The sequence below is a fragment of the Ferrovibrio sp. genome (assembly GCF_046297595.1).
Lineage (GTDB): Bacteria > Pseudomonadota > Alphaproteobacteria > Ferrovibrionales > Ferrovibrionaceae > Ferrovibrio.
Genome location: NZ_JBKBHT010000009.1, coordinates 101,165 through 127,023, shown reverse-complemented (window position 1 = coordinate 127,023; position 25,859 = coordinate 101,165). Strand labels below are relative to the sequence as shown.

Below are 25,859 nucleotides of genomic sequence, written 5' to 3'. Positions count from 1 at the left end.
CTCCGTTATCCTGTAGTAACAAAGGGCGAAGCCGCCGCGCTGTAAAGGGCGCAGCACGGAGAAGATATGCGATGCCCTACGATCTGAGCCGCCTCGATCTGCTGCTTGTGGAAGCGGATCCCGGCATGCAGGCAACCTGGCGCAGCCTGTTCGTCGGCCTCGGAATCCGTCGACCGCTCTGCGTGCCCGGTACCGCGCAGGCCTGGACCGCGCTGGCAAATCCCATTGCCGACGCGACGACGGGCGGCAAAATCGATGTCATGATCTGCCGCTGGGAATTGCCGGGATTTGGCGCAGATGGCGCGGAAGACGGCCTCGCCTTTGCCCGCCGGCTGCGGCAGGATCCGGCTTCGCCCAATCCTTTCCTGCCGATCATCATCGCGACGGCGAGCGTAACCCGCGACCGGGTGCGGGCCGCGCTGGATGCCGGCGTAAACGAGATTCTCGTCCTACCGCCCTCGGCCAGGGCGCTGGAGACGCGGCTGCGCGAGATCATCGAGCGCCCGCGGACATTCGTGCGGGGGGAAAGCTATTTCGGGCCGGACCGCCGACGTCAGGCCCGGGCCGATTACCCGGGGCCTTTCCGCCGCGGCGATGACCGGCGGAGGCGGTAGTCTCAGGTCGGACTCTTGAAGCGGATATTTCTAGGCGAAGCTTTTCGCCGCAGCCGAACGCAGGGTGTCTAGGATTTCCGCGCCGATCTCGCCGGCTTGGCCCTGGATGCGGTTGTCTACCACGGTGCGCAGGGCGGCCACATGGGCGTCGATGATTTCGCGGTCCACCTTCTTGCGCCGGATCGCCTCGTCGACATAGCGGCAAAGCAGTTGCCCGATATCGGTCACCAGCTGATAGCCGAAGGTGCTGCCCTGCCCTTTGATGTCATGGGCTACGTCGTAAACTGTACGCAGGGTTTGCGCCTCCACGCCATCGGTGACGGCGGCGACCGCTATGTCGAGCCGTTCCAGGTCGGCGTTGACCCACCCGATATATTGGTCCGACAGGCCGGCAACGGCTGCCTGTGCATTGGCGACGGCGGCGCCGAAGGAGATTCGTTCGGTCTCGTCGCTGTGGTCTTTGTCGGTCATGCTGCTGTGGATACGATTGGGAGTGTGGCCAGATGTCATTTGACCCTTCTGGCCATGGCCCCGTCTAGGTTATCAACCGGTAACCTTGGTCGCAGGCACTGATCCTCAAGCGACTATTCCGCGACTTCGGCCTTGCCGGAATCAACGTCGGGGCGTTTCTCCAGTTCCGTCAGCTTGCGGGCGATGAAACCCGCCGGCTTGGTGAATCGGGCCAGCAGGTTGTAAAGCACCGGCACCACGAACAGGCTCAGCAAGGTTGCGAAGCTCATGCCGCCGACGATGACCCATCCGAGCGCCGACCGCGACTCGGCTCCGGCGCCGCTGGCAAAGGCGAGCGGCATGGCGCCGAAAATGGTGGCGATGGTGGTCATCAGGATGGGGCGCAGCCGGATGATGGATGCCTCGGTCACGGCATCGAGGATGGTCTTGCCTTCATCGCGCAACTGATTGGCGAACTCGACGATCAGAATAGCATTCTTCGCAATCAGGCCGATCAGCATGATGATGCCGATCTGGCTGTAGACGTTCAGCGAGATGCCCGTGAATAGCAATGCTCCGAGGGCGCCGGTAACAGCGAGCGGCACCGAGAAGATGATGATGGTCGGGTGGATCCAGCTCTCGAACTGGGCGGCCAGCACCAGGAAGACGATGATCAGCGCCAGAGCGAAGGTCAGATAGATCGCCGCCGAAGTATCCTTGAACTCGCGACTCTGGCCGTCATAGCTGACGCGCGCCTCGGGTGGCAGCACCTCGGCGGCGATGCGGTCCATATAATCCAGGGCTTCGCCCAGCGTGTATCCGGGCGCCAGCGAAGCGGAGATGGTGATAGAGCGCAGGCGGTCGGTGCGGGCAAGTTCGCGCGCCGCCGCCCCTTCGGAGATGGTGACCAGGCTGGCCAGCGGCACGAGGCGGCCGCCGGTGGCCCGCACATAGATGTTGTTCAGGTCGTTCGGCGTGACGCGCTGTTCCGCCTGCGCCTGCACCATCACCTTGTATTGCTTGCCCTCGCGCTGGAACTGGGTCACTTCGCGTGCGCCCAGCATGGTTTCCAGCGTGCGGCCGATGGTTTCGATCGGCACACCGAGATCGGCGGCGCGGTTACGGTCGATGGCGACACGCAGTTCCGGCCGGGTCGGCTTGTAATTCCGGTCGACGCCCAGCAGTTTCGGGTTCTCAAGCGCACGCTCGACGATCCGGTCGGCCCAGCCGTCGAGGATCGGATAGGTCGGGCCGCCAAGCACGAACTGGACCGGCGGCTGCGACCCGCGCTGGCCCAGGCTGGGCGGATTGACCGCAATGGCGCGCACACCGGTGACCGCGAGCAGCTTGGGGAAGGCATCCTTGACGACGTCCTGCTGCTTGATCTCGCGATCCGACCAGTCCTTCAGGCGCACCACCATGAAGGCGGAATTCACCGGCGAGGGCCGGCCGCCCCAGGCAGGTGCGACAAAGGACTGCACCGTGGTCACGGTGCCATCGGCTACATAGGGTTTCAGGGTATCTTCGATCTTGATGACGTTGTTGCGGGTGTAGTCGTAGCTGGCACCTTCAGGGCCGGTGACGGGAATGAAGAAGACGCCACGGTCTTCGGTTGGCGCGAATTCGCGGGGGATCGCCAGGAACATCAGGTAGGCGACCAGCGAGACCACGCCGCCGAGCGCCAGCACGATCACCGGCGCGCCCAGCGACTTGCGCAGCAGCCAGCCATAGCCATCCGACATGCCGACGAAGAATTTCTCCGTCACATGATAGAACCAGCCCTCGTCCTTGGCCGGATGCAGCAGCTTGGAGCACATCATCGGCGTGAGCGTGAGCGCAACGAAGCCGGAGAACAGCACGGATGCCGCGACCGAAAGGCCGAATTCACGGAACAGCCGGCCGGTATTGCCTTCCATGAGGGAGATCGGCACGAACACGGCGATCAGAACGATCGTGGTGGCGATCACGGCGAAGCCGATCTGGCGGGCGCCGCGCAGGGATGCCAGCAGCGGCGGCTCGCCCAGTTCGATGCGGCGGTGGATATTTTCCAGAACGACGATGGCGTCGTCGACCACCAGGCCGATGGCGAGCACCAGGGCCAGGAGGGTGAGCACGTTCACCGAGTAGCCAAGCGCGCCGATCACGATGAAGGAGCCGATCACCGATACCGGGATCGCCACGGCCGGGATCAGTGTGGCGCGCCAGGAGCGCAGGAACAGGAAGATCACACCGATCACCAGGCCAAGCGCCACCATCAGGGCATGAAAGACCTCGTAGATCGACTGGCTGATGAACTTCGACTGATCGTAGCCGACCTCCATGGTCACGCCGGCGGGCAGGCTGGGCTGCAGGCGTTCGATCGCCGCGTTGACGCCGCGCGATATCTCCATCGCATTGGCCTTGGACTGGCGGATGATGCCAAGGCCGACGGCCGTGACGCCGTTGACGCGCTGCTCGGTTCGGTCATCCTCGGCACCGAGTTCCACCTTGGCCACTTCTTTCAGCCGCAGAAGGTATCCGTCCTGCTCGCGCAGCACGATGTTGCCGAATTGCTGAGCCGTGCGCAGGCCGGATTCGGCGCGCACGGTGAATTCCCGCATGCTGCTCTCGACGCGGCCGGACGGCAACTCAACATTCTGGCGGCGAATTGCCTCCTCGATGTCTTGCACCGTCACGTTGCGGGCGGCCATGGCCATGCGATCCAGGTGCACGCGCATGGCATAGCGGCGCGCGCCATAGATGTTCACCGAGGCGACGCCGTCGACGATCGACATCTGGTCGACCAGGTAGCGGTCGGCGTAGTCGGTCAGTTCCAGCAGGCTGAGCCGGTCGCTGAACAGGGCGATGTAGATGATCGGGCGGGCATCGGCTTCGGTCTTGGCGATGGTCGGCGGATCGGCTTCGTCGGGCAGGCGGGCCAGCACGCGGCTGACCTTGTCGCGCACGTCGTTGGCGGCCGCGTCGACATTGCGGCTCAGGTTGAACTCGATGCTGACCGAGCTGGATTCCTCGCGGCTGGTCGACGTGATCGCGCGGATACCCTCGATGCCGGCCACGGCATCCTCGATCACCTGGGTGATCTTGCTCTCGATGATCTCGGCCGAGGCGCCGCGGTAGATCGTGTTGACGCTGACCACGGGCGGGTCGATGTCGGGATATTCGCGGACCGACATGGTGCGTAGGGCGAAAAGCCCGAAGATGATCAGCACCAGCGACAGAACGGTGGCGAAGACCGGGCGCTTGATCGAGACATCGGAAAGGACCATGGCGGCGCTCCGTATCGCGTGCTTTTAACTGGCGGACTTCGTCGCCGGGCTGCCGGAAACCGGCGGGGTGGAGGGTCGCACGCGGGCACCGTCGCGCAACTGCTGCAGGCCGGTGACAGCCACCTGTTCGTCGCCATGCAGCCCATTGGTGATCTGGGCCAGGCCGGGCAGGCGCTGGCCGACAGTCACGCGGGTACGGGTGGCGCGGCCATCGCGGATCACAAAGACGAACTGCTCGCCGCCCTGGGCCAGAAGGGCTTCCTCCGGCACCATGATGGCATCCGGCACCTTGCCGATGCTCATGGCCACGGTCATGAACATGCCGGGTTTGATCACGTCTTCCGGGTTCGCGATCATGGCGCGCACGCGCACGGCGCGGGTGGTGGGGTCGACGCGGCTGTCGATGGTGGCCACTGTGCCTTCAAGCGTTTTGCCTGGCAGGGCGCTGGCCATCGCGGTCACCCTGTTGCCGATGGCCACGCCGCTGAGCACGGTTTCCGGAATCTCGAATTCCAGCTTGATCACCGTGGTGTCGTCCAGCGTGGTGATCACGTCGCCCGGGCGCACCAGCGCGCCAAGGCTGACCTTGCGCAGGCCGAGCTTGCCTGAGAAAGGCGCGCGGATCACGCTGTCGGAGAACTTGGCCTGTTCGGCACGCAGGCGGGCCTCGGCGCCCTCGTAGGCCTTTGAAAGCTCGTCAACGCGGGCCTGGGCCACGGCCTTGGTTTCGATCAGCTGTTTGGCGCGGTCATAAGCCAGTTTGGCGCCGTCCCGCGCGGCGCGCAGGGCCGAGATATTGGCCGAGCTTTCGGCGGCATCCAGCTCCACCAGGATGCTGCCGGATTTCACCTGCTGGCCTTCCTGGAAATTGATGCGCTCCACCAGGCCGGTTGCCTTGGCGGTGATTGTCACGGCCTCGTTGGCCTGGGCGGTGCCGACGGCCTCGATGGTGCGGGTGATCTCTTGTCGCTTCACCGGCGCGTAGTCGATCGGCAGCGGCGGCGGGCCGGCAGGCCGGGAGGCCGTGGGGGCGTCCGGCTTGCCGATGAAGGGCAGGTTGTCGCGATATATGAATCCCAATCCGGCGGCGACCGCGATCCCGCCTACAATAAGCACCTGGCCCCAAAGCTTCATGTTGTCACGCCACCCTGATCAAAGTCCCTCACCGAACGGCCTGACAGCCGGCGGTTTCCCTCGTCCGATCAATCCGGCCTGCGCTTCCTGCGGTCGAGGGGCATTGCCGGGATCGTCAGTAACATGATCTATTGTATACGTGCGGTCGAGCAAGGTCCTGCCAAATTTGCGATAACAGGCAGGCCGGGAGGGAGCCCATAAAATGGTCACGGGAATGGTCAGGATGGCGCGATGGTAACCGGGCTGTTTTCCCATTCCGCCTGCTTTGCCCACGACACGGGAGAGGGCCATCCGGAATGCCCGGAAAGGCTGCGGGCTGTCCTGGCCCGTCTGGAAGCCGAGGAGTTCCTGTACCTCGACCGGCGTGAGGCCCCCCGGGCCACCGCCGAGCAGATCGCCCGGGTCCATCCGGGCGATTTTGTCGACCGGGTGCTGCGGTCGATCCCGACCAACGGCCTGCGCTATGTCGATGGCGATACCGTGGTTTCCCCCGGTTCGGGCGAGGCAGCCCTGCGTGCGGCCGGGGCGGTCTGCGCCGCGGTGGACGCAGTGATGCAGGGCGATCTGCGCAATGCCTTCTGCGCGGTGCGGCCGCCGGGCCATCATGCCGAACCCGACCAGGCGATGGGTTTCTGCCTGTTCAATAACGTGGCGATCGGCGCCCAGCATGCCCGGGCGCAATGGGGCCTGCAGCGCGTGGCCGTGATCGATTTCGACGTGCATCACGGCAATGGCACCCAGGCTGCCTTCGCGGCCGATCCCGATCTTTTCTACGCCTCCACGCATCAATATCCGCTTTATCCGGGCACCGGGGCGCAGAATGAAAAAGGCGTGGCCGGCAATATCGTGAATGTGCCGTTGCGCGCCTTTGCCGGCTCGACGGATTTCCGCAGCGCCGTGGAGAAGGTGCTGCTGCCCAAACTGGAGGGGTTCGCGCCCGAACTGGTGCTGATCTCGGCCGGTTTCGATGCCCATATCAGCGATCCGCTAGCCCAGTTGCAGCTGCTGGATCAGGATTATTACTGGATCACCGAACAGCTGCTGGCCGTAGCGGCCAAAACCGCCTCGGGACGAGTGGTTTCGGCGCTGGAGGGCGGGTATGACCTGAATGCCCTGGCCAGCGCCAGCGCGGCCCATGTCCGGGCGCTGATGCTGGCCTGAACCCGGAAAGCGCCGGAAAGCCCGCTGTTTGCGGCCTTCGTCGCATTCCAGGAATGGCGCCCCGCATTGCGCGGAAGCCCCTGTTTCTATACAACTCGGCCGACTTTTTTGACGACTTTTCGCGGTCTTTCACCGCCGGAGCATGACATGGCGAGTTACCAGTACATCTACGTGATGAAGGGCCTGGGCAAGACCTATCCGGGCGGCAAGCAGGTCCTGAAGGATATCTGGCTCAGCTTCCTGCCGGGCGCCAAGATCGGCGTGCTCGGTCTGAACGGCGCCGGCAAATCGACCCTGCTGAAGATCATGGCCGGCCTGGACAAGGATTTCACTGGCGAGGCCTGGGCCGCCGACGGCGTGAAGGTGGGCTACCTGCCGCAGGAGCCGCAGCTCGATCCGGCCAAGGACGTGCTGGGCAACGTAATGGAGGGCGTGGCCGAGACCAAGGCCCTGCTCGACCGTTTCGAGGAAGTCTCGAACAAGTTCGCCGAGGTCACCGACGACGACGAGATGAATGCGCTGATCGCCGAACAGGCGGAGTTGCAGGAAAAGATCGACGCCGCCAATGCATGGGACCTGCAGCGCAACGTCGAGATCGCCATGGATGCGCTGCGCTGCCCGGCCAGCGATGCCGATGTAACCAAGCTGTCGGGCGGTGAGAAGCGCCGCGTGGCTTTGTGCCGCCTGCTGCTGTCCAAGCCCGACATGCTGCTGCTCGACGAGCCGACCAACCACCTGGATGCGGAATCGGTGGCCTGGCTGGAGCGCTTCCTGCACGAATACGAGGGCACGGTGGTGGCGATCACCCACGACCGTTATTTCCTCGATAACGTCGCCGGCTGGATCCTCGAACTGGATCGCGGTTCGGGCATTCCGTGGGAAGGCAATTATTCGTCCTGGCTGGAGCAGAAGGAAAAGCGCCTGGCCCAGGAAGGCAAGGAAGAGGATTCGCGGCGCAAGTCGCTGGCCCAGGAACTGGAATGGGTGCGCCAGAGTCCACGCGCCCGCCAGGCCAAGTCCAAGGCGCGCCTCAAGGCGTATGAGGAAATGCTGGCGCAGCAGAGCGAGAAGGTGGCCGACCAGGTGTCGATCACCATCCCGCCCGGCCCGCGCCTGGGTAACGTGGTGGTCGAGGCCGAGCATCTGAGCAAGGCTTTCGGCGACCGCCTGCTGATCGACGACCTGTCGTTCAAGCTGCCGCCCGGCGGCATCGTCGGCATCATCGGCCCGAACGGCGCCGGCAAGACCACGCTGTTCCGCATGCTCACCGGCCAGGAGCAGCCCGATGGCGGCACGCTGCGCGTCGGCGACAGTGTGAAGATGGGCTATGTCGACCAGAGCCGCGACAGCCTGAACGACAAGAAGACCGTGTGGGAGGAACTCTCCAACGGCGACGACATGATCCTGCTGGGCAAGCGCGAGGTGCCGAGCCGCGCCTATTGCTCGTGGTTCAACTTCAAGGGCGCCGACCAGCAGAAGAAGGTCGGCATGCTGTCGGGCGGCGAGCGTAACCGCCTGCATCTGGCCAAGATGCTGAAGTCAGGCGCCAACGTGCTGCTGCTCGACGAACCGACCAACGATCTGGACGTCGACACGATGCGAGCGCTGGAAGAGGCGCTGCTGAACTTCGCCGGCTGCGCCATCGTGATCAGCCACGATCGCTGGTTCCTCGACCGCATCGCCACCCACATCATGGCCTTCGAGGGTGACAGCCATGTGGAGTGGTTCGAAGGCAACTTCCAGGATTACGAGGCCGACAAGAAGCGCCGTCTGGGTGCCGATGCCGACCAGCCGCATCGCATCCGCTACAAGCCGCTGACCCGCGGCTGATCGCGGCGCGATGAACCGGCGGGAACGACGGGCGCGGAAAAAGGCCGGTGGGGCTGCCCCCGGCCGGCCAGCCGCGCCGGTTGCCCGGCCGGTTTCGGTGTCCGACATGCTGTTGGGCCTGGGCGGCGTCAAAGCCGCCCTGCCGGTGGCGCCGCCGCAGCCGGAACAGATCGATCGCGTTCATTCGGCCCTAGCGCAACTGCGCCTGAACGAGACGCTGGCAAGCAACCTCGCGCGGCTGCAGCAGGCCCTGGCGGCCAATCCCGATTCCGAACCGTTGCTGCATCAGGTGGCGCGGTTGCAGATCCGGCTCGACCGGCGCGCCGATGCGTTGCTGACCTATCGCCACCTGCTCGCGCTGCGGCCCGATCATGCCGAGGCGCGGCATATGGCCGCCATCCTGTCGGGTGAGGCACCCGACAAGGCGAATGCCGATTATATCGCTGGCCTGTTCGATGCCTTCGCCGACAGCTTCGACGAGAAGCTGGTCGGCTGGCTGGACTACAAGGCACCGCAGCAGGTGGCTGCGGTCGCGACACGGCTGCTGGTGGGCCGTATCGCGACCCGCGCCATCGACCTGGGCTGCGGCACGGGACTGCTAGGTCCGGAAGTGCAGAAGCTTGTGCGCCGGCTGGATGGCATCGACCTGTCGCCACGCATGGTCGACAAGGCGCGTCAGCGCGGCGTGTATGACGAACTGATCGTGGGCGAGATCGTCGCCGCTTTGCTCAAGCGACCGGCGGTCTACGATCTGGTGCTGGCCGCCGATGTACTGTCCTATTTCGGAGACCTGCGCTCGCTGTTCATCGCCGTGCGCGACTGCCTGCAGCCCGACGGCCTGTTCGTCGCCACCGTGGAGAAGGGTGCCGAGGCGCGTTACACGGCATCGAAGACCGGCCGCTACCAGCATGGCGAAACCTATCTGCGCAAGCGCGCCGCCGAAGCCGGCTTCGATGTGATCGCGCTGGAAGAGGTCGAACTGCGGCAGGAGGAAGGCCGGCCGGTGCCCGGTTATGTCTTCGCCCTGCGCTTGATCCCGCCGATACCGGTCGATCCGCTGACCACACTGAGCACCGATGAATTGCTGGATGGCCTCGACGCGCCGGCCGCTGCCATCCTGCAGCAGGCCGCCGAACGTATGATCGGCAACGATTTCGCCGTGGGCTGGGCTGTCGATATCGGCGGTGGCATGGGCCGGCATACTGCCGAGCTGCGCCGCCTTGCCCAGCATCTGGATATGGTTTCCGAAGATGCCGACCGCAGCCGCCGCGCCTTCGAAGCCGGCGTTTATGACGATTGCGACACCGATACGATCATCCCATTCCTGGAGGCGCGACCGGACCATTACGACCTGATGCTGGCTGTCGATCTGCTGGACCGCGAACGTGATCTGTCGGCGGTTTTCTCGGCCGTGAAGATCGCCCTCGCGCTGGCGGGCGTATTTATCGCAGTGACCAGCACCCGTGACGAGGCCGAGCTGCGCGAGATGGCCAAGGCCGAGGGTCTGGTGGTGATCGCTGTCGAGCCCGTCAGCCTGCCGGATGGCGCGCCGGCCCTGTGCCTGATCGCCGAAAGCTGATCAGGTTTTCGTGGTGCTGATCCGTGTCAGCGCCAGTCCGCCGATTACGATGGCCGCGCCGGCCAGCTGGATGGCCGAGACGTGTTCGCCCAGGAAACTGACGGCCGACAGCAACGCGAAAACCGGGATCAGGTAGGAATAGACCACTGAACGCGCCACACCCAGGCGCGCGATGCCTTCGTACCAGAACAGGTAGCCCAGCGCGCCAGCGAAGATGGCGGTGAACAGGAAGCCGGCCCAGTGCAGGGGCGTGACGACGCTCCAGTCGATATCGGCGATGCCGAACAGCATGGCCGGGCTGAGGGCGATGGCACCGAACAGCATCGACCAGGCCGAGAGATACAGCGCGCCCAGCCGGGCCAGGTAGGGCGGCGCAAAAACCGAATAGCAGGCCCAGCAGAAGGCGACGGTCAGGAACAGCAGGTCGCCCAGCAGCGAGCCGCCACCCACCGTGATCGCGGTGATGCTGTTGTTGATGACGAGGAATACGCCGCCGAACGAGATCAGGATGCCCGCCCAGGCGGGGATGGACGGGCGTTGGCCGCGCAGGGTGGAGATCAGCATGGCCCAGATCGGCGACACCGCCACCAGGATCGCGCCCTTCGAGGCGGCCGTGAGCGACAGGGCGTTGGTCCACAGCAACTGCATCAGCGTGATGCCGAGCAGGCCGAAGCCAATCAGGGGCAGCAGGTCCTGCCTGCGCGGCAGGCGCAGTCCGTCGCGCCAGGCCAGAACCAGCATCAGGGTGACGGCGGCCAGCAGATAGCGGGTGGAGGCGTAGACATTGGGCGGTATCACGCCCAGTACGTATTTCGCCGTGGGGAAGGTATTGCCCCAGATGATGACGGTGAGCAGCAGATAGGCGTCGCCGCGACCGAATTTCATGCCGCATGTCTCCGCTGCCGTTCCGTGGCGCGCAGGCCGAGCGCCAGGGCCATGCTGGCCAGGCCGGCGACTGGCAGCAGCCAGCGCCCGTTTTCCCAGCCGCCGAACCAGGTGACCAGAACGGCCAGGGCCGGCGGGCCGGCGAAAGAACCGATATTGAGCAGCTGTATCACCACGCCGTTGACCGTGGCGATCTCGCCCGGATCGCGCGCCTCGACCGGCACGCTGGCCAGCACGGCGGATGGCAGCATGCCGCCGAAACCGCTGGCCGCCATCGCGCAGGCGATCTTGCCCGCCACCGGCATGTCCGGGCCAAAGCTGAGCAGGCCGAAGATGGCCATCACCATGCCGGCACCGGCGATCAGCAGCCAGCGCGGCAGGCCGCGATGCATCAGGCCGGCCGCTGCCGTGGTGCCCACGGCATTGACTAGCACTACCGCGGCCGTTCCGAGCGCAATGCCGGTGTCGCCCAGGTGGCCGCTCTGGTGCAGATAGGTCGGCATCCAGGTGACGATGGAAAACCATTGCGTCGTGTAGCAGGCGAAGCAGCCGGCCAGCAGCCATGGGCCGGGTCGGCGCAGGGCCGCCGCGCTGAAGCGCCGCGCGCGCGGCTGGGCAATCCCATCGGTCAGGCGATACAGCACAATGGCTGCCACGAACAGCACCCCGGCCATGGCAAGCCACAGGCCACGCCAGTCGAACAGATTGCCGACCAGCAAAGCGCCCAGCATGCCCAGGGTGACGCCCAGCGGCATGTAGCTGCTCCAGAATCCCAGCGCGAGGTGGCGCTGGTCAGGCCGGGCTGCCATGGCGATCAGGCTGGGGCCGGAAACCACGGTCAGCACGAAGCCCAGGCCCTCCAGCAGGCGCGCGGCCAGCAGCGGCAGGGCAGAAAGGCTGAAAGCGCCGGCCAGGCTGCCGATCGCGCCGATCGCCAGGCCCAGCGCCAGGCTGCGCCGGCCGCCGATGCGGTCGGAGATGAAACCGGCGGCGATGCCGATGATGCCGCCCAGCAGGCTGACCGAAGAGGCCAGCAGGCCGCCAGTGACCAGATCGAGGCCGAATTCACTGCGCAGGGTGTTGAGCAACGGCGGCAGTTTGCCGACCTGCATCGAGATGATCACGCCGGCCGCCAGCACGGCGGCCACGGCCAGCCAGTGTGTCTGTGCCGGCCCGGACGGCGCGGGCTCGGCCTGTATCGGCGCGGACTGGGCCGGCATGCTGCTGGGTTGCGAAACGGTCATTATTATGTGTTGGCGCGACGGCGGACTGGGGAAACAGAGGGGATGAAACAGAAAAGGCGGCGGGTTGCCCCGCCGCCTTCCTGATAGCAGGTTTTCAGCCGTCGATCACGGCATCATGCGTTCCGCCTTGGGCGGCAGGAAGCCGTCCTCGAACAGTTCCTTGGCGGCCGGAGCGCGCGGCAGGCCGACGGCGGACGCCACGGCATCCGAGGAACGCTGCAGGCGGGCCATGTCGACGCCGCCGAAGCCGTTCTCCTTGACCCACTTGGTCAGCACGTTGCGCTCCAGCGACAGCTTGAGGCGCTTCATTTCCAGCGCCTCGTCAGTCAGGCCGTCGCGGGTCTTGGTGGCTTTCACGCCCAGTTCGGGATTGGCGGCGATTTCCTTCCAGGCCTTGATGGTGGCCTTCACCACACCCTTGATGGCCGCCGGGTTCTCCTTGATGAATTTCGGCGAGGCGATGATGGCGTTGCCGTAGAAGTCCATGCCGTAATCGGCATAGGGGAAGGCCATGACTTCATCGGCCTTCACGCCGATCTTCTCCAGGTCGAGGATCGAAGAGAAGTAGTGGCCGCTGATGAAATCCACGCTGCCGTTCTTCAGGCTCGGCTCGCGCAGCGGCGGCTGCAGGTTGATGTGGGTGACCTTGGTCCGGTCGATCCCGACCTTGGCGGCGAAGGCGGGGAACAGCTTGAACGAGGCGTCGAAGACCGGCGCGCCCAGCTTCTTGCCTTCCAGGTCCTTCGGGGTCTTGATGCCCGAGGATTTCAGGGCATAGACGCCGAACGGCGCGGCATCGTAACCCATCATCACAGCCTTCACCTGGCTGTCGGGGTTCTTCACATTATATTCGATCAGGGCGTTGATGTCGGCATAGCCCATCTCGTAGGCGCCGGTGGCCACGCGCTGCAGCGCGCCGGCCGAGCCCTGGCCGGCATCGATGGTGATGTCGAGGCCCTCGGCCTTGTAATAGCCCTTCTGCTCGGCCAGCAGGAAAGCGGAGGTCGGCCCCTGGAAGGCCCAGTCGAGGGTGAATTTCAGCTTGGTCTGGGCTGCGGCTTGGCCGGTGGCGCCCAGGCCGAGGGCCAGCGTCAGGCCGGCGGCGGCAAAGGTAAGCGGACGAACGAAAGTCATGGTGACGGTCTCCCCGTAAATGATTCCTGGCCGATTATGCGAGTCGGGTCTTCGGCTTAGGCCCGGCAGTCTATGCCGGGCGGAAACCGCCCGCCAAGGGCGAAATCGGACACAGGTCCGGGGCAAACTGTATGCAATTCTGGGACCAATTCCGCGGTTCTGCGCAGGACGGGAACCGGTGGTGGAATCGGTTGTCGATCCGCGATGTTCGGGCATGGCTGCCCGTGGATCGGCCTGATTGCCCGCTTTTCCGGCAGGTCCACGGGGAAAACGCCGTGATGCCCGGTTGCGCTGCCCTGACGGCAGACGTATGGTTCGCCCGCATTTTTTCCTTATCCTCCGCGCTAGGAGTCGCAGATCCCATGCCGTTCCTGTCCGATGCTCTCGGTCGCATCAAGCCATCCGCCACCATCGCCGCCACCCAGAAGGCCCGTGCACTGAAGGCGGCCGGCCGCGACGTGATCGGCCTGGGCGCGGGCGAGCCCGATTTCGAGACACCGGCCAATATCCGCGAAGCTGCCAAGGCGGCCATCGACCGTGGCGAGACCCGATATACCGATGTGGACGGCACACCGGCCCTGAAGCAGGCGATTGTCGAGAAGTTCAAGCGCGAGAACGGCCTGACCTACAAGCCGGAGCAGATTTCGGTCGGCACAGGCGGCAAGCAGGTGCTGTTCAACGCCCTGCTGGCCACCGTGAATCCGGGCGACGAGGTGATCATCCCGGCGCCCTACTGGGTCAGCTATCCCGATATCGTGAATTTTGCTGGCGGCAAGCCGGTTTTCGTCATCGGCAAGGCTGAGGATGGCTTCAAGCTGCGCCCCGAGGCGCTGGAGGCGGCGATCACCCCGAAGACCAAGTGGGTGGTCATGAACTCGCCGTCGAATCCGTCGGGCGCGGCCTATACCCGCGACGAATTGAAGGCGCTGACCGATGTGCTGCTGCGCCATCCGCATGTCTGGATCCTGACCGACGACATGTATGAACACCTGACCTACGACAACTTTGTATTCACCACGCCGGCGCAGGTCGAACCCACCCTGTACGAGCGCACGCTGACCATGAACGGCGTGTCGAAGGCCTATTGCATGACCGGCTGGCGCATTGGCTATGCCGGCGGCCCGGTGCAACTGATCAAGGCGATGGGCAATCTGCAGTCGCAGTCGACCTCGAACCCGTCTTCGATCAGCCAGGCAGCCGCTGTCGAGGCGCTGAACGGTCCGCAGGACTTCATCCCGAAGAACAACGCGGTGTTCAAGCAGCGCCGCGATCTGGTGGTGTCCATGCTGAACCAGGCCAAGGGCATCCACTGCCCGAAGCCCGAGGGCGCCTTCTATGTCTATCCGAGCTGCGCCGGCACTATCGGCAAGACCTCGAAGGGCGGCGTGAAGATCGGCAACGACCAGGATTTCTGCAATGCATTGCTGGAAGAAAAGGGCGTGGCCGTGGTGTTCGGCGAGGCCTTCGGCCTCAGCCCGCATTTCCGCATCTCTTACGCTACGTCAACCGAAGCGCTGAAGGATGCCTGCTCGCGCATCCAGGAATTCTGCGCCGAACTTTCCTAACGGTAACTGGTGACGGCCATCACGCCGGAGAGGGAGGCTGTCTTGGCGCGGAAATCCGCGAATGCTAAGCAGCCTCTGTCGCGGCCGCCCGGCCGGGCAGGGTAACGATGCCGACAACGGTTAAGAAACGCTCCGTTGTGGTGGGTGGCCACCGGACCAGCATTTCCCTGGAACAGGCGTTCTGGGGCGCGCTGCAAACGCTGGCCATCCAGGAAAACAAGACCATCAACCAGATGGTCAGCGACATCGACGCTGCACGCATGGGCAACCTGTCGAGCGCCATCCGGGTCTGGGTCCTGGAACAGGCGCGGCAGGGCAGGCTGCAACCGGAGGAACCCGCCAGCAGAGCGGCGAATCCGGCAGGGAAGCAAGATGAGTAGCGTGCGGCACGTCGGGGGACGTCAGGTACATTAACAGCAACGCTCCCACGCGGCCGTCCGACAGGAGAGACGGCGATGTTTGCGATGCGTGAGACGTTCAGCAGGGCGGCCCTGGCGGCAGCCCTTGCGGTGATTGTAGCGGCCTGCGATCGCCCGGCTCCGCCACCGGAGCCGATCCGCCCCGTCCGTGTTTCCACCGTGATGCCCCAGGCTTTCGAAAGCCGTTCCAGCTATACCGGCGAAGTCCGCGCCCGCTACGAGACCAATCTGGCCTTCCGCATCGGCGGCAAGCTGGTCGCCCGTTATGTCGAGATCGGCTCCGAGGTGAAAAAGGGCGCACTGCTCGCCCGCCTCGATCCCGAGGATACCCGGCTGCAGATTCAGAATGCCCGCGCGCAGCTCAATGCCGCGCAGGCTAATTTCAACCAGGCGCAGACCGAGTTGAACCGCTATCGCAAGCTGTTTGACAGCAAAGTGGTCAGCCAGGCCGAGCTGGATCGCCGCCAGAATACCTACAACACCGCCGAGGCCCAGTTGGAGAGCGTGCGCTCGCAGCTGCGCGTGGCGCAGAACCAGTTGGACTACACCGAACTGCATGCCGATGCCGATGGCGTGATCACGGCGATCAGCGCCGAAGCTGGGCAGGTGGTGGCATCAGGCCAAACGGTGATGAAGCTGGCGCGGCCGGAGGAAAAGGAAGTCGTGTTCAACGTGGCGGAGAACCGCCTCGATGAACTGCGCAATGCCACCGCCATTTCCATCAGCTTGTGGGCGCAGCCAGACGCGGAATATGCCGGCGTGGTACGCGAGATTGCCCCAGGCGCCGATCCCGCGACCCGCACTTATGCCGTGAAAGTGACGGTGCAGAACGCCCCCGCAGCGATGCGGCTGGGTATGACGGCCAGCGTCACCATCCTGCGCAGCAGCGGCACCAACGTGGTCGCCCTGCCGCTGGCGGCGCTGTACCAGAAAGACAACAAGCCGGCCGTCTGGGTGTTCAGCGGTACCGAGGCGGAGGGCAAGGTTGAATTGCGGCCGGTGCAGGTCGCCGCCTATGTCGAGAGGGCGGTGCTGATTGCCGATGGTCTGAAGCAGGGCGAAAAGGTGGTTACGGCCGGGGTGCACAAGCTGATCCCGGGCCAGACCGTGCGCCTGCTGCCGGAAGTCGCCGGGGTGAAGCCGTGAGCAATCCGTTTCCCGCCGGCGACGGTGCCGACCGGTTCAACCTTTCCGCCTGGGCACTGCGCCACCCCTCCCTGATCGGGTTCCTGATCGTGCTGCTGCTGGCGGCCGGTGCGTTGTCCTATGTGCAGCTCGGCCGTGCGGAAGATCCCGATTTTACCTTCAAGGTCATGATCGTGCGGACCAACTGGCCGGGCGCCACCGCGCGTGAGGTGGAACAGCAGGTCACCGACAAGATCGAGAAGAAGCTGCAGGAAACGCCATACCTCGATAACGTGCGCAGCTATTCCAAGCCGGCGGAATCCACCGTCTACGTGATGCTGCGCGACGACACGCCGCCCAGGCTGGTTTCCGACATCTGGTATCAGGTGCGCAAGAAGGTGGGAGATGTGCGCCATACCCTGCCGCAGGGCGTGCAGGGACCGTTCTTCAACGACGAGTTCGGCGACACCTTCGGCACCATCTATGCCTTCACCGCCGACGGCTTCACCCATCGCGAACTGAAGGATTACGTGGAGGATGTGCGCGAGGAACTGCTGCGCATCAGGGATGTGGGCAAGGCCGATCTGCTTGGCGTGCAGCCGGAGCGGATCTACATCGAATTCTCGAACAAAAAGCTGGCCAATCTGGGCATCAATCCGCAGCAGATCATCTCGGTGATCCAGCAGCAGAACGACCAGACCGCATCGGGTGTGGTCCAGACCTCGTCCGACCGCATCGCCACCCGGGTGAGCGGCGATATCGAAACCGCCCGTGCCCTGCAGGAATTGTCGATCGAGGCCAACGGCCGGCTGATCCGGCTGGGCGATATTGCCGATATCCGGCGCGATTATGCCGATCCGCCCAGCCCGCGCCTGCGCTTCAACGGCGAGGATTCCATCGGCCTGGCCATATCGATGGCCAAGGGCGGCAACATGATCGAACTGGGCGAGGCATTGGAGGCCACGATGGCGCGCCTGAAAGCCGACATGCCGATCGGTATCGAGGTGAAGAAGGTGGCCGATCAGCCGACCGTGGTGCAGCGTTCGATCTCGGAATTCATGAAGGTCCTGCTCGAAGCGGTGGTCATCGTTCTGGCGGTCAGTTTCCTCAGCCTTGGTCTGCGCAGCGGCGTGGTGGTGATGCTGTGCATCCCGCTGGTGCTGGCGATCACCTTTGTCTGCATGCAGATATTCGGTATTGACTTCCACCGCATTTCGCTGGGCGCCCTGATCATCTCGCTCGGCCTGCTGGTCGACGACGCGATCATCGCTGTCGAAATGATGCAGGTGAAGATGGAACAGGGTTTCGACCGGTTTCGTGCTGCCAGCTTCGCCTATACTTCCACGGCTTTTCCGATGCTGACTGGCACGCTGATCACGGCGGCCGGTTTTGTACCCGTCGGCTTCGCCAAGTCATCGGCCGGCGAATACACCTTCTCGATCTTTGCTGTCGTCACCATTTCCCTGCTGGTTTCCTGGGTGGTGGCAGTGATCTTCACGCCGTTCATCGGCTACAAGCTGCTTCCGACGCCGAAAAAAGGCCATGAGCATGGCGATGAGGTTTATCGGCGCGGCTTCTACCGCTATGTCAGGCCGGTGGTAGAATGGTGTGTACGCCGGCGCTGGATCGTGATCGGCTCGACCATCGGCATTTTCATTCTCAGCGTGCTCGGTTTCGGCCTCGTGCAGCAGCAGTTCTTCCCGTCCTCCAACCGGCCGGAACTGATGGTCGATCTGCGCCTGCCGCAGGGCGCGTCGATTCAGGCCACCGAAGCCGAGGCGCTCAAGCTTGAGGCGATGCTGCGCGACGATCCCGACGTGGTGAGTTATGCCACCTATGTCGGCAGCGGTTCGCCGCGCTTTTATCTGCCGCTGGATATCCAGTTGCCCAACGACAATTTCGCCCAGGTCGTGGTGCTGACCGGCGGCGACCCCGAGCGCGAACGGGTGCGTGATCGCCTGATCAAGGCCTTCCAGGAGGATTTCGTGCTGCTGCGCGGCCGCGTCAACCGGCTGGAGAACGGCCCGCCGGTCGGCTTCCCCGTGCAGTTCCGCGTCAGCGGGCCGGATCCCCTGCAGGTGCGGCGCATCGCCTTCCAGGTCGCCGACGTGATGCGGATAAATCCCAATACCCGCGATGTGAACCTGGACTGGGACGAACTGAGCAAGGTCGTGAAGATGGATGTCGACCAGGCCAAGGCCCGTCTGCTCGGCATTTCCTCGCAGGATCTCGCCTTCACGCTTAATTCGATCGTATCGGGCATCACGGTCACGCAATACCGTGAGGGCCGCGAGTTGATCGATGTGGTGGCGCGTGCGGAAGCGGATGAACGCCTCAGCCTCAACGGCCTGAAGGACATCAACGTGGCGGGCGCCGACAGCAGCCGCCCAGTTCCGCTCGGCCAAGTCGCCGAGGTGAGCTACGGTCTCGAGGAAGGCATCATCTGGCGGCGCGACCGCCAGCCGGTGATCACCGTGCGGGCCGACATCGTCGACGGCATCCAGGCGCCGGTTGTCTCGATGCAGATTGAGCCGAAGCTGGACGCTCTGCGCAAGCAGCTGCCGCCGAACTACCGCATCGTGATGGGCGGGGCTATTGAGGAAAGCGCCAAGGCCAATGCCTCGATCGGTGCCGTGGTGCCGGTGATGATCGGCATCATGGTGACCCTGCTGATGATCCAACTGCAATCCGTATCGCGCATGCTGCTGGTGCTGCTGACCGCGCCGCTCGGCCTGATCGGCGTGACGCTGGGTCTGCTGCTGTTCAACGTGCCGTTCGGCTTCGTCGCCATGCTGGGCGCCATCGCGCTGGCCGGCATGATCATGCGCAACTCGGTGATCCTGGTGGATCAGATCGAACAGGATATCGGCCGCGGCGAGCAGGCCTGGGATGCCATCGTGAATGCCACGCTGCGGCGGTTCCGCCCGATCATCCTCACCGCGCTGGCGGCGATCCTGGGCATGATCCCGCTTTCGACCAGCAATTTCTGGGGGCCGATGGCGTTCACCATCATCGGCGGCCTGCTGGTGGCGACGCTGCTGACCGTACTGTTCCTGCCGGCGCTTTACGCTGCCTGGTTCCGGGTCAAGCGCGCGGCCTGATCATCAGGCCGCGTCGTTCAGGTGGCAAGCCGACAGGCGGCCCGGCGCGATTTCCCGCAGTGCCGGCGCTTCCGCCTTGCAACGCGCCATGGCGTGCGGGCAGCGCGGGTGGAAGTGGCAGCCCGGCGGCGGATTCAGCGGCGAGGGGATTTCGCCCTTGATCGGCAAATAATCCCGCCGCGTGGCAACCAGCTTCGGCGCTTCGGCCAGCAGGGCCTGGGTATAAGGATGGTTAGGCGCGGCGAATAGCTGTTCGGTCGGCGCGCTTTCCACCACCCGGCCCAGATACATGATCACCACGCGGTCGGAGATATGTTCGACGACCGAAAGATTGTGGCTGATGAACAGGTAGGTCAGGCCCAGCTGCTCGCGCAGGTCCATGAACAGGTTCAGCACCTGGGCCTGGATCGAGACGTCGAGTGCCGCGACGGCTTCGTCGCAGACGATGAAGCGCGGCTTCACGGCAAGAGCCCGGGCGATGCCGATGCGCTGGCGCTGGCCGCCGGAGAACTGGTGCGGATAACGGCGGCGATAGCGCGGATCGAGACCGACCTGGGCCATGATCTTTTCGACATAGGCGCCCATCTCGCTACGCGGGATCAGGCCATGGGCCACCGGCGCCTCGCCGATGATGTCTTCCACCCGCATGCGCGGGTTGAGCGAGGCATAGGGATCCTGAAAGATCATCTGCACGGCCAGCTTGTAGTCGCGCCGCTCGGTCGGGTTCATTTCGGCCAGCGTCTTGCCGCGGAAGCTGATGCTGCCGCCGCTGGCATCCATGATGCCGGCGACGATGCGGCCGAGCGTGGACTTGCCGCAGCCCGATTCACCCACCAGGCCAACCACTTCGCCTTCCTGGATGGCCAGGTCGACATGGTTCACCGCGTGGACGGCGCGTTCCGTCAGACCGGCACCGAACAGGTTGGCGATCTTCGAGGCGATATCCAGGCGCCAGACGAAGCGCTTGGAAATATCCTTCAGTTCAAGAAAAGCGGTCATGACCGGGCCTCGGCGAGAGTCAGCGGCTCGGCGCCGAACGGGTGATGGCAGCGCACGCCATGGCCGGGCTGCAGTTCGACCAGGTCTGGCATCGTGTCGCAGATGGCATCGGCGCGGGCGCAGCGGTTCTTGAAGCGGCAGCCCGGCGGCAGGTTGACCAGGGCCGGCGTCATGCCGGGAATCTGGAACAGCCGTTTGCCGCGCGGCATGGCGCCGGGCACCGAACCGATCAGGCCGCGGGTATAGGGATGCTGCGGCCGTTCGATTACGGTGGCGATCGGGCCAGTCTCCACGATGCGGCCGGCATACATCACCATGATGCGGTCGGCCAGGCCGGCCACGACGGACAGGTCGTGGGTGATCCAGACCAGCGACGTGCCGGTATCGCGGCACAGCTTGCGCATCTCGTACAGGATCTGGCCCTGGATGGTCACATCCAGCGCCGTCGTGGGTTCGTCGGCGATGATCAGGTCGGGCTTGTGCAGCAGCGCGGTGGCGATGGCGATGCGCTGGCGCATGCCGCCCGAGAACTGGTGCGGATAGGATTTCAGGCGGTCTTCCGGCGCGGCGATGCCGACGGCCTTCAGCGTCTCGACACAGCGCGCGCGGGCGGCGGCCTCGCTGACCTTTTCATGGGCCTGCACGGTCTCGATCATCTGGGTGTCGATGCGCAGAACCGGGTTCAGCGTCATCATCGGATCCTGGAAGATCATCGCGATGCGGGCGCCGCGCAGCTGGCGCAGGCGTTCCGGGCTGGCCGTGGTCAGTTCCTCGCCCTTGAACTTGATGCTGCCGGCGGCGATGCGGCCCGGGGGGTCGATCAGGCCCAGGATGGAAAAGCCGGTGATCGACTTGCCCGAACCGGACTCGCCAACCAGCCCGAGGATTTCGCCGGGCTCGATGGCGAAGCTGACGCCATCGACGGCGCGTACGATGCCGTCGCGGCTGGGGAAATGGGTTTCGAGATTCTCGACCTGGAGCGTCGCGACCATGGGACTCTTAGCGCTTGAGACGGGGGTTGAGCACGTCGCGCAACTGGTCGCCAACCAGGTTGATCGCGATGATGACGAGGGTGAGCAGGATGCCGGGGAATAACGAGATCCAGTACACGCCGCTGAGCAGGTAGTCGAAGCCGTTCGCAATCAGCATGCCGAGCGACGGCTCGGTGACCGGCACGCCGAGGCCGAGGAAGCTGAGCGTCGCCTCCAGGGTGATGGCGCGGGCAATGTTGATGGTGGCGATCACGATCAGCGGCGGCATGCAGTTGGGCAGCAGATGGCGCAGCAGCATGCGGGTGCGGCTCAGGCCCAGGCAGCGCGCGGCCTCGACATATTCCTTGTTGCGCTCCACCAGCGCCGCGCCATGGGCGGAACGGGCGAAATAGGCCCATTGCACGGCAATCAGCGCGATGATCACCTTGTCCATGCCGTTGCCCAGCATGGCCAGCAGGATCAGCGCGACCAGGATGGCGGGGAAGGACAACTGGATGTCGACGATGCGCATGATGATCGCGTCGACCTTGCCGCCGAAATAGGCGGCCGCCATGCCGGCCACGGCACCGATCGCCAGCGAGGCGACCACCGAGACGACGCCGACCACCAGGCTGATGCGCAGGCCGTAGAGCATGGCGCTCAGCATGTCGCGGCCCTGGCCGTCGCTGCCGAGCAGGAAGGTCAGGCCCATGCCGGAGACCTCGCCGGGCGGCAGGCGGGCATCGAGAATGTCGAGACCGGCCAGATCGTAGGGATCCTGTGGCGACAGCCAGGGCGCCAGCACGGCGGCCAGCAGCAGCGCCACCAGCGTGACGAAGCCGAGCAGGGCCAGTTTGCTCTCGGCGAATTCGGCGGCGATCCGCTTCCAGGGCGATTCCGTCTTGGCCAGCTCGGCGACGGGCAGGGTTGCGTCGGTCATGCTGCGCGCCCCCGGTTACTTCGCGTCGCCGAGCCGCACACGCGGATCGAGCACGGAATAAAGGATATCGACGATCAGGCTGATCAGCACCAGCAGCAGGACGACGACGATCAGGTAGGCCACCACCACCGGGCGGTCGAGATGCACGATGGAGTCGATCAGCAGCTTGCCCATGCCGGGCCAGGAGAAGATCGTTTCGGTGATCACGGCGAAGGCAATCAGGGTGCCCAGTTCCAGGCCGGTGACGGTGGTGATCGGCACCATGATGTTCTTCAGGATATGCACGCCGATCACGCGCTTTTCGTTCAGGCCCTTGGCACGGGCGAATTTCACGAAATCCATCAGCATCACTTCGCGCGCGGTGGCGCGGGCCAGGCGCACGATCAACGCGCATTTCGACAGGCCGAGCGTAAGCGCGGGCAACGCCAGGTATTTCCAGCCTTCCAGCGTGAGGAAGCTGAGATGGATGCCGAAGATTTCCACGGTGGGGCCGCGGCCGGAAGCCGGCAGCCAGCCGAGTTGTACGGCGAAGACCATGATCAGCATCAGGCCGACCCAGAAATTCGGCAGGCTGAAGCCCAGCACCGAACCGGCCATGATTGCCCGTGCGGCCACGGTTTCGTGACGCAGTCCGGCATAGAGGCCCAGCGGCACGCCGATCACGACCGACATGAAGGTGGCGATGATGGCAAGTTCCAGCGTGGCCGGCATGCGTTCCAGGATCAGGCCGATGGCGGGCTGGCCGAAGACGAAGGACTTGCCGAAATCGCCCTGCATGGCCGAGGAGACGAAAGCGAGATACTGCTCCCACATCGGACGGTCGAGGCCGAGCGAACGGGCGATCGCCTCGCGATCCAACTCGGTCGCCTCGGGGCTGACCAGGATCGCCAGCGGGTCGCCGATCATGTAGATGCCGACGAAGACCAGCACCGACATGACGGCCACCACGAGGGCGGCCTGCATCAGTCGTCGGATGATGAATACGAGCATGAGTTAGAAACGCCCCGACACTGGTTACGCCGGCGCCAATTCATGGTCGTTGATCCGGCTTGTTCCGATCAGCCTATAGCGGAAACCAGTAGCAGTGCCTAGACCTTCTTGCGCTGCGAAGCCGCAAAGATGCTGGTTTGCCTGACGATTGGGCGTGTTGCCGCAATGCGAGAGAATGACCTGATAACACGGCGACATGGCTTTAACGTGCCGCGCCATTCCGGCGGCACGCAGCGCGATTGTCCATCGGGCTGCGCGGTTGTAATCGGCGGCGGATATGCCGCATTAGGCCCGCAAACAAGAACGCCGCCGGTGGTGAAACCGGCGGCGTGCATGGGATATGCGGAAAAAGAGATTACTCGTCGCTGGACGGCTGCATATCGGGCGTGGTTTCCGCCGGCGGTTCCGGCTGGGTTTCCGTGGCCGGTGATGCTTCGGCGCGCGCGGCCTTGCGGGCTTCGCGAGCCTCGCGCTTTTCCTTGTTCTCGCGGCGCTTGGCGGCCAGGATCAGCACGCGGTCGAGTTCGGTCTGGCTGCAGATGCCCAGCGAAACCGGATCGCGCGGCTTGATGTTGACGTGGTTCCAGTGCGTGCGGTTGCGCACGGAGTCGATGGTGGCCTTGGTGGTGCCGAGCAGCTTCTGCACCTGCGCATCCGGCACTTCCGGATGATACTTCAGCAGCCAGGCGATGGCGTCGGGGCGATCCTGGCGCTTGGACAGCGGGGTGTATTTCGCGCCCTTGGTCTTCTGACGCTGCACCGGCACGGTTGGTTCGAGCAGCTTGAGGTCGGCGGCGGGATCTTTCTCGCAACGCTCGATTTCGCCTGGTGCGATCTGACCATTGGCCACCGGATCGAGGCCGACGATGCCGACGGCCACTTCGCCATCGGCGATGCCCTTGACCTCAAGCACATGCAGACCGCAGAACCGGGCGATCTGGTCGAAGGTCAGTTTGGTATTGTCGATCAGCCACACGGCGGTGGCTTTCGGCATCAACGGCAATGCCATGGGCAATATCCTCTTATTGCGGCCGGCCGGCTTCAGGGGCCGCCCGCGGGGCTCAGATAAAATCGCGCGACAATATAGTGGATCGCCCCCCGGGCGCAACCACCCCGGCTTTGAACCGTTATTTGTTTTTCTTCAAACGGTTAGCAGTACCTTGCCGACATGGTCGGCATGGTCGATCCGGGCATGGGCGGCAGCGGCCTGTTCCAGCGGAAAACGGGAGTCTATCACGGCTTTCAGCTCGCCTTTGGCGAAGGCCGGCCAGACCGTCTCCTCCAGTGCCCGGGCAATGGCCGCCTTGAAGGCCACGGGGCGGGGCCGCAGGGTTGAACCGGTCACGGTCAGCCGCTTGCGCATCACCACGCTCAGGTCGCCCTCGCCCTTCGGGCCGCCCTGCACCGCGATGATCACCAGCCGGCCGTCCTCGGCCAGGCTTTTGACATTGGGTGTGAAATACCTGCCGCCCACCATGTCGAGGATCACGTCGACGCCCTTGCCGCCGGTCAGCTCCTGGATGCGGGCGGCGAAATCCTCTGTCTTGTAGTTGATCGCCTTGGTGGCGCCGATGCTTTCGCAGAACTTGCATTTCTCGTCGGTGCCGGCGGTGGCGTAGATTTTCGTCGCACCCAGCAGCCTGGCCAGCTGGATGGCGGCGACGCCGATGCCCGAGGCGCCGCCATGGATCAGGATGCTCTCGCCCGGTTTCAGCGCGCCGCGGTCGGCGATGTTGGTCCACACGGTGAACCAGTTTTCCGGCAGGGCGGCGGCTTCGGCCATGTCGAGGCCCTGTGGCACCGGCAGGCATTGCTCGGCCGGCGCCACGCAATAGGTGGCATAGCCACCGCCGGCCACCAGGGCGCAAACTTTGTCGCCGATTTTCCAGCGCCCGACGTTTTTGCCCAGTGCCGCGATTTCGCCGGCCACTTCCAAGCCGGGATAATCCGGCGCGCCGGGCGGCGGCGGATACATGCCGGACCGTTGCAGCACATCGGGCCGGTTCACGCCGGCCGCATGCACCCTGATCAGCACCTCGCCCTCGGCCGGCTGTGGCAGCGGCCGTTCGGCCGGTTTCAGCACCTCGGGCCCGCCAGGCTGGCTGATCTCGATCACGGTCATGGTCTGCGGCAACATCGGAATCTCCCGGAGCTGGATGACCTTGCTGGTCTAGCCGTCCGCTGCCGCATCGGCAAGCACAGGCAAAAGCAAATTGTTCGCCCGGCAGCCTGAGGCTAGGATGACGCCAAAGCGAGACGGGAGGGCGGCATGGATTGGGACGAGGCAGAATCACGTAAGCCGCAACCGGTGAAATTCGACGTGATGTCGATCGAGGATCTTGAAGCGAGGATTGAGCTGCTGGAGAGCGAAATCGTCACGATCCGCAGTGTGATCAGACAGAAGCAGGCGGCACGCGGCGCCGCCGATACCTTCTTCAAGAAATAATCATTC

At 64.6% G+C, this 25,859-nt stretch carries 21 protein-coding genes; 9 read left to right on the top strand and 12 right to left on the bottom strand.

The features are described from left to right. Positions 1-71: 71 nt before the first annotated feature. Positions 72-614, top strand: coding sequence for a response regulator (locus ACK4FJ_RS19000; RefSeq protein WP_409768310.1), 543 nt, complete (start codon positions 72-74; stop codon positions 612-614). Between the two features lie 30 nt (positions 615-644). Here the strand turns inward: ACK4FJ_RS19000 and ACK4FJ_RS18995 are convergent, their stop codons facing one another. The 3 genes from ACK4FJ_RS18995 to ACK4FJ_RS18985 form a co-directional block, all read right to left on the bottom strand. Next, a complete protein-coding gene (locus ACK4FJ_RS18995; RefSeq protein ID WP_409768309.1) occupies positions 645-1,085 on the bottom strand; it encodes an Hpt domain-containing protein in 441 nt (146 codons plus the stop codon). A gap of 113 nt (positions 1,086-1,198) precedes the next feature. Next, positions 1,199-4,330: an efflux RND transporter permease subunit gene (locus ACK4FJ_RS18990; RefSeq protein WP_409768308.1), complete on the bottom strand. Its 3,132-nt coding sequence runs from the start codon at positions 4,328-4,330 to the stop codon at positions 1,199-1,201. Positions 4,331-4,354: 24 nt separating this feature from the next. Further along, entirely contained in the window at positions 4,355-5,410 is a 1,056-nt protein-coding gene (locus ACK4FJ_RS18985; RefSeq protein WP_409768307.1) for an efflux RND transporter periplasmic adaptor subunit, read from the bottom strand. 285 nt (positions 5,411-5,695) lie between these two features. On the opposite strand from ACK4FJ_RS18985, the gene ACK4FJ_RS18980 reads away from it, so the two are divergent. The 3 genes from ACK4FJ_RS18980 (at position 5,696) to ACK4FJ_RS18970 (ending at position 10,034) form a co-directional block, all read left to right on the top strand. Further along, on the top strand, positions 5,696-6,625 hold the full coding sequence (locus ACK4FJ_RS18980; RefSeq protein WP_409768306.1) for a histone deacetylase family protein: 930 nt from the start codon (positions 5,696-5,698) through the stop codon (positions 6,623-6,625). A 147-nt stretch (positions 6,626-6,772) separates the two neighbouring features. Continuing rightward, complete coding sequence (gene ettA, locus ACK4FJ_RS18975; RefSeq protein WP_409768305.1) at positions 6,773-8,455, top strand: energy-dependent translational throttle protein EttA; 1,683 nt, start codon at positions 6,773-6,775, stop codon at positions 8,453-8,455. A 106-nt stretch (positions 8,456-8,561) separates the two neighbouring features. Next, positions 8,562-10,034: a methyltransferase gene (locus tag ACK4FJ_RS18970; protein ID WP_409768330.1), complete on the top strand. Its 1,473-nt coding sequence runs from the start codon at positions 8,562-8,564 to the stop codon at positions 10,032-10,034. Here ACK4FJ_RS18970 and ACK4FJ_RS18965 read toward each other — a convergent pair whose 3' ends face one another. The 3 genes from ACK4FJ_RS18965 to ACK4FJ_RS18955 all read right to left on the bottom strand — a co-directional run bounded on the left by ACK4FJ_RS18965 (position 10,035) and on the right by ACK4FJ_RS18955 (position 13,297). Then, on the bottom strand, positions 10,035-10,919 hold the full coding sequence (locus ACK4FJ_RS18965; protein ID WP_409768304.1) for a DMT family transporter: 885 nt from the start codon (positions 10,917-10,919) through the stop codon (positions 10,035-10,037). Beyond that, on the bottom strand, positions 10,916-12,163 hold the full coding sequence (locus tag ACK4FJ_RS18960) for a CynX/NimT family MFS transporter (protein ID WP_409768303.1): 1,248 nt from the start codon (positions 12,161-12,163) through the stop codon (positions 10,916-10,918). Before ACK4FJ_RS18960 ends, ACK4FJ_RS18965 begins: the two co-directional genes overlap by 4 nt. A gap of 105 nt (positions 12,164-12,268) precedes the next feature. Continuing rightward, complete coding sequence (locus tag ACK4FJ_RS18955) at positions 12,269-13,297, bottom strand: ABC transporter substrate-binding protein (RefSeq protein ID WP_409768302.1); 1,029 nt, start codon at positions 13,295-13,297, stop codon at positions 12,269-12,271. Positions 13,298-13,659: 362 nt separating this feature from the next. Between ACK4FJ_RS18955 and ACK4FJ_RS18950 the strand changes: the two genes are divergently transcribed. The 4 genes from ACK4FJ_RS18950 to ACK4FJ_RS18935 all read left to right on the top strand — a co-directional run bounded on the left by ACK4FJ_RS18950 (position 13,660) and on the right by ACK4FJ_RS18935 (position 19,507). Beyond that, the gene (locus tag ACK4FJ_RS18950) at positions 13,660-14,862 is read left to right on the top strand and encodes a pyridoxal phosphate-dependent aminotransferase (RefSeq protein ID WP_409768301.1); all 1,203 of its coding nucleotides are present in this window, start codon (positions 13,660-13,662) and stop codon (positions 14,860-14,862) included. 107 nt (positions 14,863-14,969) lie between these two features. Then, positions 14,970-15,242, top strand: a complete 273-nt coding sequence (locus ACK4FJ_RS18945) for a ribbon-helix-helix domain-containing protein (protein WP_409768300.1) — start codon at positions 14,970-14,972, stop codon at positions 15,240-15,242. A gap of 75 nt (positions 15,243-15,317) precedes the next feature. Beyond that, a complete protein-coding gene (locus tag ACK4FJ_RS18940) occupies positions 15,318-16,427 on the top strand; it encodes an efflux RND transporter periplasmic adaptor subunit (RefSeq protein WP_409768299.1) in 1,110 nt (369 codons plus the stop codon). After that, positions 16,424-19,507, top strand: coding sequence for an efflux RND transporter permease subunit (locus ACK4FJ_RS18935; protein ID WP_409768298.1), 3,084 nt, complete (start codon positions 16,424-16,426; stop codon positions 19,505-19,507). Before ACK4FJ_RS18940 ends, ACK4FJ_RS18935 begins: the two co-directional genes overlap by 4 nt. Positions 19,508-19,510: 3 nt before the next feature. Here the strand turns inward: ACK4FJ_RS18935 and ACK4FJ_RS18930 are convergent, their stop codons facing one another. The 6 genes from ACK4FJ_RS18930 to ACK4FJ_RS18905 all read right to left on the bottom strand — a co-directional run bounded on the left by ACK4FJ_RS18930 (position 19,511) and on the right by ACK4FJ_RS18905 (position 25,544). Next, on the bottom strand, positions 19,511-20,506 hold the full coding sequence (locus ACK4FJ_RS18930) for an ABC transporter ATP-binding protein (protein WP_409768297.1): 996 nt from the start codon (positions 20,504-20,506) through the stop codon (positions 19,511-19,513). Further along, on the bottom strand, positions 20,503-21,498 hold the full coding sequence (locus tag ACK4FJ_RS18925; protein ID WP_409768296.1) for an ABC transporter ATP-binding protein: 996 nt from the start codon (positions 21,496-21,498) through the stop codon (positions 20,503-20,505). Before ACK4FJ_RS18925 ends, ACK4FJ_RS18930 begins: the two co-directional genes overlap by 4 nt. 7 nt (positions 21,499-21,505) lie before the next feature. Next, positions 21,506-22,417, bottom strand: a complete 912-nt coding sequence (locus ACK4FJ_RS18920) for an ABC transporter permease (RefSeq protein WP_409768295.1) — start codon at positions 22,415-22,417, stop codon at positions 21,506-21,508. Positions 22,418-22,432: 15 nt separating this feature from the next. Next, on the bottom strand, positions 22,433-23,407 hold the full coding sequence (locus ACK4FJ_RS18915; RefSeq protein ID WP_409768294.1) for an ABC transporter permease: 975 nt from the start codon (positions 23,405-23,407) through the stop codon (positions 22,433-22,435). A 355-nt stretch (positions 23,408-23,762) separates the two neighbouring features. Next, positions 23,763-24,416, bottom strand: a complete 654-nt coding sequence (locus ACK4FJ_RS18910) for a DUF1013 domain-containing protein (RefSeq protein ID WP_409768293.1) — start codon at positions 24,414-24,416, stop codon at positions 23,763-23,765. 132 nt (positions 24,417-24,548) lie between these two features. After that, positions 24,549-25,544, bottom strand: coding sequence for an NAD(P)H-quinone oxidoreductase (locus ACK4FJ_RS18905; RefSeq protein ID WP_409768292.1), 996 nt, complete (start codon positions 25,542-25,544; stop codon positions 24,549-24,551). Between the two features lie 132 nt (positions 25,545-25,676). Here ACK4FJ_RS18905 and ACK4FJ_RS18900 point away from each other — a divergent pair, with 132 nt between their 5' ends. Beyond that, positions 25,677-25,853, top strand: a complete 177-nt coding sequence (locus ACK4FJ_RS18900) for a DUF1192 family protein (protein ID WP_409768291.1) — start codon at positions 25,677-25,679, stop codon at positions 25,851-25,853. Positions 25,854-25,859 lie beyond the last annotated feature (6 nt).